Annotated in this window: 11 protein-coding genes; 8 read left to right on the top strand and 3 right to left on the bottom strand. The window is 38.8% G+C overall.

The genetic code is table 11. The features are described 5' to 3' along the window. Nucleotides 1-25: 25 nt before the first annotated feature. The 8 genes from sbcD (at nucleotide 26) to PVK71_RS11925 (ending at nucleotide 10741) form a co-directional block, all read left to right on the top strand. Nucleotides 26-1270, top strand: a complete 1245-nt coding sequence (gene sbcD, locus PVK71_RS11960; protein ID WP_274418806.1) for an exonuclease subunit SbcD — start codon at nucleotides 26-28, stop codon at nucleotides 1268-1270. Continuing rightward, a complete protein-coding gene (locus tag PVK71_RS11955; RefSeq protein WP_274418808.1) occupies nucleotides 1267-4947 on the top strand; it encodes an AAA family ATPase in 3681 nt (1226 codons plus the stop codon). Before sbcD ends, PVK71_RS11955 begins: the two co-directional genes overlap by 4 nt. A gap of 36 nt (nucleotides 4948-4983) precedes the next feature. Further along, a complete protein-coding gene (locus PVK71_RS11950; protein WP_130086818.1) occupies nucleotides 4984-5469 on the top strand; it encodes an acyl-CoA thioesterase in 486 nt (161 codons plus the stop codon). 201 nt (nucleotides 5470-5670) lie between these two features. Then, a complete protein-coding gene (locus PVK71_RS11945; RefSeq protein ID WP_443111716.1) occupies nucleotides 5671-7059 on the top strand; it encodes an MATE family efflux transporter in 1389 nt (462 codons plus the stop codon). Nucleotides 7060-7473: 414 nt separating this feature from the next. Further along, nucleotides 7474-8628: an amino acid permease gene (locus PVK71_RS11940; RefSeq protein WP_274418812.1), complete on the top strand. Its 1155-nt coding sequence runs from the start codon at nucleotides 7474-7476 to the stop codon at nucleotides 8626-8628. Nucleotides 8629-8734: 106 nt separating this feature from the next. Next, nucleotides 8735-9904, top strand: a complete 1170-nt coding sequence (locus PVK71_RS11935) for an amino acid permease (protein ID WP_274418813.1) — start codon at nucleotides 8735-8737, stop codon at nucleotides 9902-9904. A gap of 64 nt (nucleotides 9905-9968) precedes the next feature. After that, entirely contained in the window at nucleotides 9969-10331 is a 363-nt protein-coding gene (locus tag PVK71_RS11930) for a DUF2799 domain-containing protein (RefSeq protein ID WP_338000079.1), read from the top strand. Nucleotides 10332-10381: 50 nt separating this feature from the next. Continuing rightward, on the top strand, nucleotides 10382-10741 hold the full coding sequence (locus PVK71_RS11925) for a DUF2799 domain-containing protein (protein WP_274418814.1): 360 nt from the start codon (nucleotides 10382-10384) through the stop codon (nucleotides 10739-10741). Nucleotides 10742-10817: 76 nt separating this feature from the next. Here PVK71_RS11925 and PVK71_RS11920 read toward each other — a convergent pair whose 3' ends face one another. From PVK71_RS11920 to PVK71_RS11910, 3 genes are all read right to left on the bottom strand, one after another. Further along, nucleotides 10818-11366 (bottom strand): hypothetical protein, encoded by a 549-nt coding sequence (locus PVK71_RS11920; RefSeq protein WP_130086821.1) that lies wholly within the window; start codon nucleotides 11364-11366, stop codon nucleotides 10818-10820. A gap of 186 nt (nucleotides 11367-11552) precedes the next feature. Then, nucleotides 11553-12914: an L-serine ammonia-lyase gene (locus tag PVK71_RS11915; RefSeq protein ID WP_274418815.1), complete on the bottom strand. Its 1362-nt coding sequence runs from the start codon at nucleotides 12912-12914 to the stop codon at nucleotides 11553-11555. A 96-nt stretch (nucleotides 12915-13010) separates the two neighbouring features. Next, the gene (locus tag PVK71_RS11910) at nucleotides 13011-14261 is read right to left on the bottom strand and encodes an aromatic amino acid transport family protein (RefSeq protein ID WP_274418816.1); all 1251 of its coding nucleotides are present in this window, start codon (nucleotides 14259-14261) and stop codon (nucleotides 13011-13013) included. Nucleotides 14262-14413: the final 152 nt, after the last annotated feature.

The following is a 14413-nucleotide window of genomic DNA, read 5'->3' as shown; positions in this document are numbered from 1 at the left end:
CTATCCATCAAACAAGTTGATATTTATGCGTATTTTACATACTTCTGATTGGCACCTAGGTCAAAATTTCTTCACAAAAAGTCGTCGTAATGAACATCAAAAATTCATTAGCTGGCTACTTGAACAAGTACAAGAAAATGCCATTAATGCGGTAATCATTGCCGGAGATGTATTTGATACGGGCGCGCCACCAAGTTACGCGCGCGAAATGTATAACCAATTTGTGGTGGAGATGAACAAAGTAAACTGCGAATTTATCGTGCTTGGTGGAAACCATGACTCAGTTTCAACGCTAAATGAATCTAAACAATTATTGGCTCACTTGAACGCTCGAGTGATTGCGAATACTAATGATGACTTATCCACTCAATTATTAACGCTTCCAAACAGTGATGGTGCAGTGGGCGCTATTTTATGCGCGGTTCCATTTATTCGTCCGCGTGACGTTGTCACCAGTGTTGCAGGATCAACGGGTGTAGAGAAACAACAAGCGCTCGGTGAAGCCATCAAACAGCATTATCATCAGCTATATCAGAAAGCGTTAGAGTTACGAAAAGAGTTAAATGTAGAAGTCCCTATTATTGCAACAGGTCATTTAACAGCACTTGGTGTTAAACAATCAGATTCGGTTCGTGATATCTACATTGGCACATTGGATGGCTTTGCTGCCGATGGTTTCCCGCCTGCAGATTACATCGCCCTTGGTCATATTCACCGCCCGCAATTGGTGGCTAAATCTGATCATATCCGCTATTCAGGCTCACCAATACCATTAAGTTTTGATGAGTTAAAATCTCAAAAACAAGTGGTGATGGTGGAGTTTGATAAAGCAAGCGTAACTCAAATTACACCAATTAATGTGCCTATGTTTCAACAAATGAAGGCATTAAAGGGCGATTTAGAAACGATTGAACAAGAGTTAGCACAATTTAAAGAGTGTGAAGATACGACTTGGCTATGCATTGAAGTCGAAGTGCAAGATTACCTGTCAGATCTACAACAACGCATTCAAGCACTAACTCAAGATCTTAACGTTGAAGTGTTGCAACTGCGTCGTGCAAGAAACCGCAGTGAACAAACGTTAGCACAAGAAAAAACAGAAACGCTAGCGGAGTTAACGCCTTTTGATGTGTTTACTAAACGGATAGAGCAAGAGACGTTTGAGACAGAGAAAGAGCAGCAACGGGCAGAAAGAATGACAATGAAATTTAAACAGATTTTGTCAGAAGTAGAACACAAAGATACCGATTCACAAGAAGGTGATGCATGAGAATTTTAAGTCTAAGTTTTTCAAATTTAAACTCATTAAAAGGTGAGTGGAAAATTGATTTCTCAGCATCTCCTTTTGCTGAAAACGGGTTGTTTGCGATTACTGGCCCAACGGGTGCGGGTAAAACGACGATTTTAGATGCGATCTGTTTAGCGCTTTATCATAAAACGCCTCGTCTTGGTGGTATTTCAACCTCAAGCAATGAAATCATGACGCGTGGCACGGCGGAATGTTCTGCGGAAGTGGAATTTGAAGTGAAAGGCAAAGCGTACCGTGCGTTTTGGAGCCAGCGTCGTTCACGTGGCAAAGTGGATGGCAACTTACAAGCCGCTACTGTTGAGCTTGCAGAAGTCGATTCTGAAAAAGTATTAGCAACACAAGTCAAAAAGAAAGATGAGTTGATTAATACCATTACAGGCTTAGATTTCTCTCGATTTACAAAATCAATGATGCTTTCTCAAGGTCAATTTGCGGCGTTTTTAAATGCCGATGCCAATGATCGTGCCGGTTTATTAGAAGAGCTAACCGGTACAGAAATCTACGGTCAGATCTCTGAAAAAGTGCATGAGCATTACAGCGCATCAAAGCAGAAATTAGCCGAGCTTAAAGCCAAAGCTGAAGGGGTTGAGCTGCTTTCTGAAGAAGATAAACAAGCGTTAATTGATGAGCAAGTTGAACTGCAAGCTATCCAAAAGCAGCAACAAGCTCAACTTGCAGATTGGCAAGCCCATGTTGAATGGTGGATTGCAGATGCGAAAAACCAACTCCAGTGGCAGCAAGCGGTTGATAATAATCAACTCGCGGTGGATAAGCAAAAATCAGCAAGTATTCAACTGCATCGTTTAGCGCAAAGTGAGCCAGCTGAAAAACTACGTACGCCATATCAACTATGGCAAGAAGCGCAAACTCGCTTTGAAGAGTTGGTTAAAGAATTAAAGACGACAGAGCAATCTCACCAACAAAAGGCTAGTGATAAAAAAGCACTTGAGTCTCATGTTACACAGCTAAAACAAGATCTTGATACTATTAAGGGTGAGAGTAAAGCATTAGAAAACTTAATTAATGATTCGGTGCAACCGTTAGATACTGCGATTGCTCAACTGGCTCAACAATCTCAAGAGAAGCAGCACCAAATCGCAAACCTTACTGCGCGTCTTGAGGACGGTAATAAAAAGCAACAAGGTTTAACAGCAACATTATCTGACATAACAGAGAAACTTTCTTTATTAGCAAATCATGTTGAAGAGCATAAAGCTGATCTGAAAATTGAACGTTATTTAGGTCAGTGGAAGAACCAAGTTAGCCATATTTTACAACAAGATAAAGATACTGCCTCTTTAGACAGTCAATTGACTTTAGCGAATGCAGCGCTAGAGACTCTGCTTGATGCTATCAACAAAAAAGAAGCAGAATTAAATCAAGCTCAAATTATGGTTAATAACGAAATAGAAGCGACGAAGTGCGCAGAGCTTGAATTACAACAATGGCAAGATAAAGGGTCAGAAGCACAACTGACTGAGCAGATAACTGCACTAACGACTCGTCATCAATACCGTGTTGAATTAACTCATACTAATAATGAGTATTTACGAGCGACAAAAGAGCTGAAAATGCTTGCCACTGTGCAGAAAACACAAGCGAATGACATTGAAAAATTGGATGTGCAGCGTACTGAACTAGCGACTCAGTTTAAGCAACAAGAGCAGCAAGTCATCGATTTAACTACCTTAATTGAGCAAGAAGGCGAGTTAGCAAAATATCGAGCAGAATTAGCAAAAGATCAAGATTGTCCGTTGTGTGGTTCAACGCATCATCCACTATTAGAACAAGCTCAATTGCTTGATTTGAGCGCGACAATACAACGTAAAAAAGAAGCCGAGCAGAAACGCGTAGAGATTGTCGAGCAAGGTAAATCAGTACGTGAACAATTAGATTCGCTTAAAATAAAACAAGATCATTGCCAATCTCAATCAGTGCAGTGGCAACAAACGGTTGAATCCACGCAAAAGCAATGGTCTACGTTATTAGAAACAACGCAACTCACTCTAACCTTAGGTGATACTGATTCGATTAATCAGTTCATTAGTGAGTGTGAAGCCTCTTTATCTACGCTTAATGAGCAAGCAAAGCAATTACGCCAAGTGGGTGATAAGGTTCGAGTGCAACAAAACCAATTACAACAAGTTCAGCATCGTCTTGACGCTGTCACTGCGGCGTTAAATTTTGATCGTCAATCACACCAAGCGGCGCTTCAACAGCAACAAGATAACAATCAAAAAAGAGAACAGCTGCAATTGCGTCAAACGGAACTTAAGCAGCAGTTGGTCACTGAAATTGAGCAAGCAGGCTTTAATGCACCAGAGTTGACTCAAATTACCTCTTGGTTTGTACAAAAAGAGCAAGACTTACAACAAATTCAGGAAAAAATCACACAGCAGCAAGTGCAAACCCAACAACAGCAAACGCTACAAAGTGATCACGCTCATTTAGCCGAGCAATTGGTTGAATTGAACACTCAACAGCAACAATCACAAACTGAAATGTCTGCATTAACAACAGAGTTAGAGAAGCAACAAGCAAAACGTATTGAGTTGTTTGGAACACAAGAGATCAAAACAGCGCGCTTTATGATGAGTGAGAAATTGTCAATTTCAGAGCAAACGTATGATGTTGAGCAACAGAAATTACAAGCATTAGTACAAGACCTTGCGGCTTTAGATGGCAAGTTGAATAGTCTTAAAGAGAGTTATTTAAGTTGTGAAAAACTATCGGTAGATCGTTCTGATGTATGGAAAGGTGCTTTATTACAAAGCCCATTTGAAACGCTTGAGTTATTCCAAGCGGCGTTGATTTCAGAAGAAGAACGCCAACAGCTACTCAGCTTAAAAACTGAAATACAACAAGCGATTGAGCGAACTGGTGCTTTGCTAGAGAGTGCACAGCAAATCAAAGAACATCATTATCAAGCGCCAAAAGCCGCAGAGTGGCAATTAATGCCAAAAGAAGCGGTTGAGGCTGAATTAGCTCAAGTGAAATCTCAATCTGAGACGTTAGTGAAGCGTGAAGGTGAAATCGCTCAAGCGTTGCGTTCAGACAGCGAGCGTAAAACCAATCAAAAAGCACTATTTGAAGCGATTGAAGCGTATCAATCAGAATACGATGATATTCAATATCTACACTCATTAATTGGTTCGCAAAAAGGGGATAAATTCCGTAAATTTGCCCAAGGGTTAACGTTAGAGAACTTGGTGTATTTAGCCAATAAGCAGTTAACTCGATTGCATGGCCGCTATGAGCTTAAACGTAAAGCCAGTGATGGATTAGAGCTTCAAGTGCTGGATACATGGCAAGGCGATGTGGTTCGTGATACAAAAACTTTATCTGGTGGTGAGAGCTTCCTTGTTAGTTTGGCGCTGGCATTGGCACTTTCTGATCTGGTTAGTCACAAAACAAGCATTGATTCACTGTTCTTAGATGAAGGGTTTGGTACGCTAGACAGTGAAACGTTAGACATGGCGCTTGATGCGTTAGATAACTTAAACGCCTCAGGAAAAATGATTGGTGTGATAAGCCACATCGAAGCGATGAAAGAACGTATTCCAGTCCAAATAAAAGTCACCAAACGCAGTGGTTTAGGCGTGAGTGAGCTAGAAAAACAATATAAAAAAGTCAGTTAATTTTGCACAATGTAATGCAGTAAAAAGGAATTTAAAATGGGAAAAACAAAACGAGAAATAACATTACGCTTTTTAGCTGAACCTGGGGATGTGAACTTTGGTGGTAAAGTTCACGGTGGTGCAGTGATGAAATGGATCGATTTAGCCGCTTATGCATCATCGGCAGGCTGGAGTGGTAAATATTGTATTACTGCATACGCAGGTGGTATTCGTTTTGTTGAGCCTATTTTTGTCGGCAACCTTGTAGAAGTCACCGGCAAAGTTATCTATACCGGAAAATCGTCTATGCACATCGCTATTGATGTGCAAGCGAGTGATCCTAAAGAGCAGAATAACCGTTTAACAACGCACTGTATCGTTATCATGGTGGCGGTTGATGGAAATGGTAAACCGACGTCAGTCCCTGAGTGGGTACCAGAGACAGAAGAAGACATTAAGTTAAGAGATTCAGCAATCAAACTAATGAATATGCGTAAAGAAATTGGCGAAGAGATGGAAGCGCATGTTCAATATCTAAAATAACGCTATATTTATTATTACTCTTTATATAAATAAGATGGTGGTTATGGTGGTTATGGTGGTTATGGTGGGTTGTCATAGTAATGTCAAGGTTCATATTCTTGCAATCGACCTAACTCTTTTTATACCTACTTATGAGTATTCTTGCGATTTTCGATACACTTAATTCACAACTTAAATTTAGTGGAAAAGAGTGTGAAAGAAATAAGCCCAAGTCTAATTCGTAATGTTTATAATCATGCTAATGGTGATTTTTTTCGTCGTCTATTTTTGATTGCTATTCCTATTACCCTTCAAAGTATTTTGTTATCCAGTAAAAGCTTAATCGACGTATTTATGCTCGGGCAACTTTCAGAAGCTGATATTGCTGCTGTTGGTGTAGGTAGCCGAGCAATTTTTTTTACAACCATAATACTGACAGGAATAACAACAACAGGTGCTTTATTGGCTGCTCAACATTGGGGCGCAAAGGATAATAAAGGGCTGAGAGAAACGACAGCATTAACTTGGCTTACTTCCACATTTTCAGCTGTGGTTATTATCTTTCTTTTACAATTCTTTGCCAGTTTTGTTATGCAGTTGGCGTCTAAAGATCCAAGCGTTATTGCACTTGGCGTGGAATATATTCAAATAACCAGTTGGAGTATGCTTGCTATTGCTTTTACTGCGAGTCTTGGTGCAGGGTTTCGTTCAATACAGCAGCCGGGTATAAGTACATTCTTTAGTGGGATAGGCATTGCTCTGAATATATTACTGAATTGGGTTTTGATTTTTGGTTATTTAGGCTTTCCTGCTTTAGGGATAAAAGGTGCAGCAATTGCTACTGTGGTGAGTTCTATCATTGAAGTTGGTTTGTTTTATCTTTATTTAATTATGAAGAGTCATCTTTTAAGGTTCGGGATAAAAGATATCATCCAAAGCCTTCAGGTAGACAAATTTAAATCATTTATTCGTTTAGCATTACCAACTACCACCAATTTTTTGTTATGGGCAGGTGGCTTATTTGCGTATACCGCGATTATGGGACAGACAGGAACCGAAGGTTTAGCTGCGTTTGCTGTTGTTACCCCTATTGAGGCGGTTTCTCTAAGCTTTTTAATGGGTATTGCAAATGCTTCTGGGGTACTTGTTGGGAATCATATTGGTGCAAAAGAATATGATAAGGTGTATTACCAAGCGATATTAATGATGATGGTTGGTTTTGCTGTAACCTTAATGGTGTCAATCACTCTTTATTTTTCAAAAGAGACCATCTTAGATCTGTTTACGGCATTAACGGCGGATACCAGAGAACTTGCTGATACATTCTTATCTATCCTGTGTGTAGGGATAATGCTTCGCTCTATTCCTACGACACTAGTTGTTGGTATTTTAAGAGCAGGTGGGGATGTTAAATTCTGCCTATATCAAGACGTATTAACTCAGTGGTTCTTTGGTATTCCTATCGCTGCTTTAGGTGCTGTCTATTTTGGTTATTCGGCTGAAGTTGTCTATAGTCTTTTCTTTTTAGAGACATTATTTAAGTGGTTTGCTTCTATCTATCGTTTAAAAAGTAAGAAATGGATAAATAACTTAGTAGAGGCTAAAGGATAGAGGAAACAAGTTTATTTAAGGGTTGCATTGCCAAGTTCATTATATAGAATGGATCGAACTACTAGTTTGGTAGTTCGGTCAGTAAAGGATTTACGACCTATTATTATAAATGGAATGTGACTAATTAGGATGTACACATGATTTTCCAACTAACATCAGGCCCATTATTGGAGCCTACAGAAGGTTCACCCCATAATACTGGTTTAAAATCATCAGTTGTTCTTTCTCTACGTTTTTTCTCGTCTCAGTTTCTCGCGTTTCACTTCTTCTCGTATTTTCGATTTCTCCGTTTCTATTCGTAATTAATCAGCTCTAATTTCAACCGCGTTATCTTTGTGGATGGCTTTTTGCGCGTTGAATTTGACAAAAAATAAAACTAAAGCTCAAACTCGAATATAGAACGAAGGAATAACAATGAATTTAAAACTAATCGGAAGCTCACTTATTATTTCAGGTACTGCGTTAGGCGCTGGTATGCTGGCAATCCCAATGGTATTGGCTCAGTTTGGCCTAATTTGGGGTACTGCATTGATGTTATTGATCTTTGTAGGAACGACTTATGCAGCTTTATTGCTGCTAGAAGCAAGTATTAATGTGGGTGGTGGTTTAGGTATGAACACCATCGCTCGTAAAAGTTTAGGTAAAGGAGGACAGCTAGTCACGAATGGTTTGTTGTATGCTTTACTTATTTGTCTTCTGATGGCTTACATTTTAGGCGCCGGAGATTTACTCAATAAATTACTTCGAAATGTTGGATTGAATTTATCCTTAGTACAAAGCCAAATTGCATTTACCTTGGTTTCAGGTGTGATTGTTGCTTCTGGAACTGCAGTAATTGATAAGTTAAACCGTGTACTTTTTGCTGTAATGCTATTCATGCTGTTGCTGACTCTTGTATTTTTGGTTCCAGGGATCGAATTAGATAATCTTCTTCAAGTATCAAATTCAAATGGTATTGAATTAGTTCAAACCAGTGCGATTATCTTTACCAGTTTTGGCTTTATGGTTGTAATCCCATCTTTGGTTTCATATAACCATGAAGCAACGCCAAAGCAATTAAGAAATATGGTGATCATTGGCTCTGCAATTCCATTGGTATGTTATTTAGTATGGTTATATGCAGTGGTTGGTAACCTAACACCTGAACAAATTACTCACTTTTCAAATGTATCAGAACTGATCTCAGTATTTAGTGCAGAGCATGCTTTTATTAATCTTGTGTTATCTAGCTTTACTGGACTTGCACTCTTGACGTCATTTTTAGGTGTTGCAATGGCGTTGTTCACTCAAAATGAAGATACGTTTAAGCAAAATAAAGCAGTAACTTATGTGATCAGTTTTATTTTACCGTTGCTTGGTGCTGTTTATGCAGCCGATCAGTTCTTATCTGTTTTAAGCTACGCCGGGATCATTTTAGTTTTCTTAGCAGTATTTGTTCCACTTGCAATGGTTGTCCAACTTCGAAAAGTTGAGACTCAGACGAAAGGCTATTTAGCTGAAGGAGGAGTTACAATGCTTATCTTCTCTTTTGTTTTTGGTACTTTTTTATTAGTTTCTCAAGTTATCTAGGTATAGCAATGTAACTGGTATTACATAGCACTCTACTTTTTTGAAACGGTAGAGTGCATTTTCTCGCTCTTAATGAGCTTATCATCTCTAAAATTAAGTAATAGTAATGAATTTTAAATTATTTGGCAGTGCATTGATTTTATCTGGCACAGCACTTGGCGCTGGAATGTTAGCAATTCCAATGGTATTGGCGCAATTTGGTCTTTTTTATAGCACATTTTTGATGCTAATCATTTGTGCCGGTACGACATATTCGGCTTTACTTTTAACTGAGGCATGCTCAAAGACTGAGTTGGCTTTTGGTATCAATACCGTTGCCAACAGAACGTTAGGTAAAGGTGGTCAAGTGATCACTAATGCTCTATTTTATTTGCTACTTATCTGTATGCTTATTGCTTATATCTTAGGGGCAGCCGATCTTTTAAAGCGCATATTTGCCATGTTTGATACTGAGATGAGTATAGAAGTAGCGCAAATCGGATTTACACTTGTCGCAAGTATGTTTGTGGTGTGTGGAACTCAAATTATAGATAAGCTTAACCGTGTTTTATTTCTATTTATGATATCAATGTTGGCGATTACTTTGATTATTTTGGTCCCAGGAATATCTGTCGATAACTTAACACAAGTAACAAATACAGATAAAGGCATGCTATTTGGTACAAGTACGATCCTGTTTACCAGTTTTGCTTCAATGCCTGTTATTCCATCGTTAGTTGCCTACAACAAAGAAGCAAGCCGTCAGCAGCTACGAAATATGATTATTCTCGGCTCAGTAATCCCTTTGATCTGTTATTTAGTATGGCTTTATGCAGTTGTGGGTAATTTGAATGCAGATGATATAACGCATTTTTCTAATATTTCAGATTTGATTCAAACGTTTAGTGCAAAAAATGAATACATTGAAATTATTCTTTCTATCTTTACTTCATTGGCGTTGTTGACTTCATTTCTTGGGGTAGCAATGGCGCTTTATAATCAAAATAAAGACATGATTTCACACAATAAGATAGTGACTTATGTGTGTACTTTTATATTACCTCTATTGGGCGCGAGTCTAGCAGCAGATCAGTTTCTATCAGTATTAGGTTATGCGGGCGTTATTTTAGTTTTCCTTGCTATTTTTATTCCATTAGCAATGGTGGTTTCGCTGAGAAAGAAAAAAGGCAATGACAATGAAACGTCAGCTCACATTTATGAAGCTGAAGGTGGTCATGTAGCGCTGGGGTTAACCTTATTATTTGGTTTTTTACTATTGGTTAGCCAAGTTTTATAAATATTAATGATCTGACCTGATACACTTAACGTAATAGATAATGTGTTTATTGTAGAGGGTCAGAATGATGAAATATTTAACGGTTCTTTTTACTGTTTTACTTTTAGCTGCATGCTCAACAACACCACCACCAAGTTCCCAGGTAGCTAGTGATTGGCAAGCCTTTGGTTATGACAGAGCAATGAAAGGCTGGATTGTCCAATCAGAAAGCAAATTAGTCAAATTGTCGGATGGTAAAGCGGTAAGCGAAGAGAATTATCAAGCTTATTTAGATGGATATACTAAAGGTCAGAAAGAATACTGCGATCAAAGTGCTTATATGCTAGGTGTCGTAGGGAAGCAGTACAATGGCATATGTGATCGAATAGATCCCTTTTTCCGCGAAGATTATGTTAATGGAATGCATTCAACCGCTGGTGGAATGTAATTTAGTTATACGGCACATGGATGAATAGATAAATAAGAGGGTAAGAAGTTATGAAAGCAATTTTAGTTATAATGGTTTCACTTTTTCTAGCAGCCTGTTCAAATACAGTACCATTAACATCTACACAGGACAGCGATTGGGCTACTTATGGTTTAGAAACAGGCCAAAAAGGTTGGAATTTTGAATCTAAAGAACAAATAGTTGATCTTTTAGATGGCAAGGAGCTTAAAGTCTCTAATTATGATGCGTACGTTGCGGGATATAAAAAGGGATTACAAGAATATTGCGGACAAGACGCATTTGAATTAGGAACTAAAGGTGGAGTTTATACTGGAGTGTGTGACGATATCAGTAAAGAGTTTAAATATGATTATTTACGAGGTTATAACTCGACTAAAAGAGGGATGTAGTATCTTTAAGGTTGATTTAATCGAAATATAAATGGCGGATAATTTTATCCGCCATTTTTGTATATGAAGATTTAAATTAGATCACTTTAACGATATTAAAGCGTCCCATTTTTTTCAAAATAGGTAAAAATTCTTTATTTACTTCAAGCATGACTTTCTTTGCTTTACTGTAAGCGCTTAATTTGTCGTTGCCGTTACCATGAGAGAACAATCGGCTCTTTGGCTTATATTCACCATCAACGATCTCTTTCCAACGAACGATATAGTAATCTGTTGTGCGCACTTCACCAGAAAGTAAGGTGCGTTTTTTCGTGATGATATCAGGCTCTAAGCTGTGAGGTAAGCGCTCAAACAGGCTAGGGTAGTTAAGAACCATGTTCCAACAATTTCCCCATAATTCTTTACCGACTTTATTTCGTTGTTTAATTGCTTCTTTTAGGGCTTTTTCTCGGCCCTCTTTTAGGCAACCAACAGAGCGGTTATACATACCGTCATCAGGTGTATGAATATGGATTTTAACGCAATTAAATGAGTGTGAAATGAAACGATGTTCACTTTCCATTCCTGTCCATTCTGCTCTTAATTTCTGAGCTCTTGGTGAAAGAGTATGTTTTTTCTTATTCATAATTGAAATGTACTAATTATTTGCATGACTGCATTATTGCAGTAACTGATTCATTTGTTAATAGTAAAGGTGATTTATTCATCAAATTGGTGCATATATTTAGTATAGAAGAGGAAAGTAGAATAGGAGAAATAAAAAGAGGGCGATATACGCCCTCATTATTGCTTTAAGTAAAGTTTGTTCTGATTAACAGATAACTTTAATCGCTAAGCCACCTTGAGAAGTCTCACGGTACTTGGCGTTCATGTCTTTACCTGTTTCAAGCATTGTTTCAATAACTTTATCAAGTGAAACACGAGGAGCAGATGAACGACGAAGTGCCATACGTGTTGCGTTGATTGCTTTAACGGCAGCAATACCATTACGCTCGATACAAGGTACTTGTACTTGTCCAGCAACAGGATCACAAGTTAAACCAAGGTTATGCTCCATTGCAATTTCAGCAGCCATACATACCTGCTCAGGACTTCCACCCATAAGTTCAGCAAGACCAGCAGCAGCCATAGAACAAGCTACACCAACTTCGCCCTGACAGCCAACTTCAGCACCAGAGATTGAAGCGTTTTGCTTATAAAGGCCACCAATAGCACCTGAAGCTGCAAAGTAACGGATGTAATCTTTCTCAGTTACTGTTTGAATAAACTTATCGTAGTAAGCTAAAACAGCAGGGATAATGCCACATGCACCATTTGTTGGGGCAGTAACAACTCGGCCACCTGCAGCATTCTCTTCGTTTACAGCGAATGCGTACATATTTACCCAATCAACGACTTCCATTGGGTCTTTAGACGTCTTTTCAGAAGTCAGTAGTTGCTGGCGAAGTGCCGCTGCACGACGAGGAACACGTAGAGGTCCAGGTAGGATACCTTCAGTGTTCATGCCTTTTTCCATACAGTCACGCATGGTTTTCCAGATTTTTGCAAAGTAAGTACGAACTTCATCTTCTGCAAGAATAGCGTGTTCGTTCTTCATTACTAATGTACTAATAGATAGTCCATTCTCTTTACATAAATCAATTAATTCAGAGGCATAATTAAATGCGTAAGGAACTTGGATTGATGATTCAACTTCTTTACCAAAGTTTTCTTCATCAACAATAAAACCACCACCGATAGAGTAGTATGTTTTAGAGTAAACAACGTCGCCATCAACCCACGCATGGATTTGCATACCATTTTCGTGAAGTGATAGGTTAGTTGTGTGGAAATTCATTCCACCTTCTTTTGGAAATTCAACCGTATGGCAGTGCATGCCAACAGGTAAGCGCTCTGTTTCTTCAACACGAGCGATGAAGCCCGGAATAGAGTCAATATCTACGTGTTCTGGCGTGTTACCTGCCAGACCCATAATGATAGCGATATCAGTATGGTGACCTTTCCCTGTCAGTGATAATGAACCGTAAACATCAACAGTGATTTTAGTGATATCACGCAGTTTGCCCATGCCACGTAAATCGTCGATAAACTCTTTACCAGCTTTCATTGGACCAACGGTGTGGGAGCTAGAAGGACCAACTCCGATTTTGTAGATATCAAAAACACTAATCATGTTATTACCTCGAATAAGCCCCCAAAAGAGGGGGCTTTATTATCATTATTATTAACTTCGTGTAACTAATGCTTATAAGGATTTATAAACTAGTTATTAAAGAGCGCCGTAGATTACAGAAGTAATTGCTGCAACACCACATAATGCTGTAAAGATTTGCACAGGTGCTGAAGTTTTGTACTTCGCCATTGCAGGAACTTTACGCATTGCGAATACAGGCATAAGGAATAGGATAGCGGCAATCATTGGCGCACCCATAGTTTCAATCATACCTAAGATACTTGGGTTGATGATAGAAACGATCCATGTAGTAACAACGATGAAGATAAGAGAGAATTTCTCAAGCTTAGCAACAGGTGCTTTTGAACGAGACTTAGCTAGACCAACAAGACCTTCATGAGCACCAAGAAAGTGACCGAAGTAGCTTGAAGTAATCGCAGCAAAAGCAACGATTGGACCTAAGTAAGAGATAAGTGGAGATTCATGTACGTTTGCTAAGTAAGAAAGTACAGAGATGTTTTGTGCTTGTGCTTGTGCTAGTTGCTCTGGAGATAGAGAAAGAACTACAGAGAAAACGAAGAACATAACGAAACCCATTAGCATCATTGCCGCACCGCCAGTGATCATGTCAGTTTTAGCAACTGCATTTTCACCGTATACACGACGTTGTTCTTTAGAGAACTGGCTGATAACTGGGCTGTGGTTGAAAGAGAAAACGATGATAGGGATTGCTAACCAAACAACAGAAGGCATTGAGCCCCAATCAGGAGAAACAGACATCATAGATGTGTTCCAACCAGGGATTAGGTATACAGAAAGTGCCATTAGGATGAATACAAGAGGGTAAACCATTGCAGAAGTTGCTTTCAGCATTAGTTCTTTACCAAATACAACACCACATGTCATCAGAGTGATAAGAACACCAGATAATAACCAGCGTGGAATAGATTCCATGCCCATTTGGTTAATCATGAAAGAGTCTACTGTGTTTGTGATGCCAACACCGTAAATCAGTACAATTGGGTAAATCGCGAAAAAGTAGGCAAAAGTGATTAGGTTCGCGCCTGTCTTACCGAAATGCTCTTCTACCGTATCGGTAATGTCAGAATCTGGGTTTTTAGCAGAAAGAACGAAACGAGCCAAACTTTTGTGTGCGAACCAAGTCATTGGTGCTGCGATTAATGCAAGGATAACTAGAGGCCAAAAACCACCAGCGCCAGCTTTAATTGGAAGGAATAAAACACCAGCACCTACCGCAGTACCGAAAAGAGAAAGACACCAAGTGAAGTCTTGATAAGTCCACTTTGTTTTTTTTGCATCTATTGATGCAGTATTTGTTGTTTGCATAATTTTACTCTTAATTTTTAGAACAGGAATTTTGGGAACGGCGCTATTGTCGTTATTTTGACGAGAAAAACTTTGACCCAGATCGGAAAATGAAAAAAGATGAACAAAGATCGAAAAATAATTGATATTGTTCACGGTAATTGTAAATCAAG

The sequence above is a fragment of the Aliivibrio sp. S4MY1 genome (assembly GCF_028765545.1).
GTDB lineage: Bacteria > Pseudomonadota > Gammaproteobacteria > Enterobacterales > Vibrionaceae > Aliivibrio.
This window is presented reverse-complemented; position numbering and strand designations above follow the sequence as displayed.

Excerpts from the sequence above, each read along its gene's own strand:
- sbcD (WP_274418806.1), top strand. The coding sequence starts at position 26 with ATGCGTATTTTACATACTTCTGATTGGCACCTAGGTCAAAATTTCTTC.
- PVK71_RS11955 (WP_274418808.1), top strand. The coding sequence starts at position 1,267 with ATGAGAATTTTAAGTCTAAGTTTTTCAAATTTAAACTCATTAAAAGGT.
- PVK71_RS11950 (WP_130086818.1), top strand. The coding sequence starts at position 4,984 with ATGGGAAAAACAAAACGAGAAATAACATTACGCTTTTTAGCTGAACCT.
- PVK71_RS11940 (WP_274418812.1), top strand. The coding sequence starts at position 7,474 with ATGAATTTAAAACTAATCGGAAGCTCACTTATTATTTCAGGTACTGCG.
- PVK71_RS11935 (WP_274418813.1), top strand. The coding sequence starts at position 8,735 with ATGAATTTTAAATTATTTGGCAGTGCATTGATTTTATCTGGCACAGCA.
- PVK71_RS11930 (WP_338000079.1), top strand. The coding sequence starts at position 9,969 with ATGATGAAATATTTAACGGTTCTTTTTACTGTTTTACTTTTAGCTGCA.
- PVK71_RS11925 (WP_274418814.1), top strand. The coding sequence starts at position 10,382 with ATGAAAGCAATTTTAGTTATAATGGTTTCACTTTTTCTAGCAGCCTGT.
- PVK71_RS11920 (WP_130086821.1), bottom strand. The coding sequence starts at position 11,366 with ATGAATAAGAAAAAACATACTCTTTCACCAAGAGCTCAGAAATTAAGA.
- PVK71_RS11915 (WP_274418815.1), bottom strand. The coding sequence starts at position 12,914 with ATGATTAGTGTTTTTGATATCTACAAAATCGGAGTTGGTCCTTCTAGC.
- PVK71_RS11910 (WP_274418816.1), bottom strand. The coding sequence starts at position 14,261 with ATGCAAACAACAAATACTGCATCAATAGATGCAAAAAAAACAAAGTGG.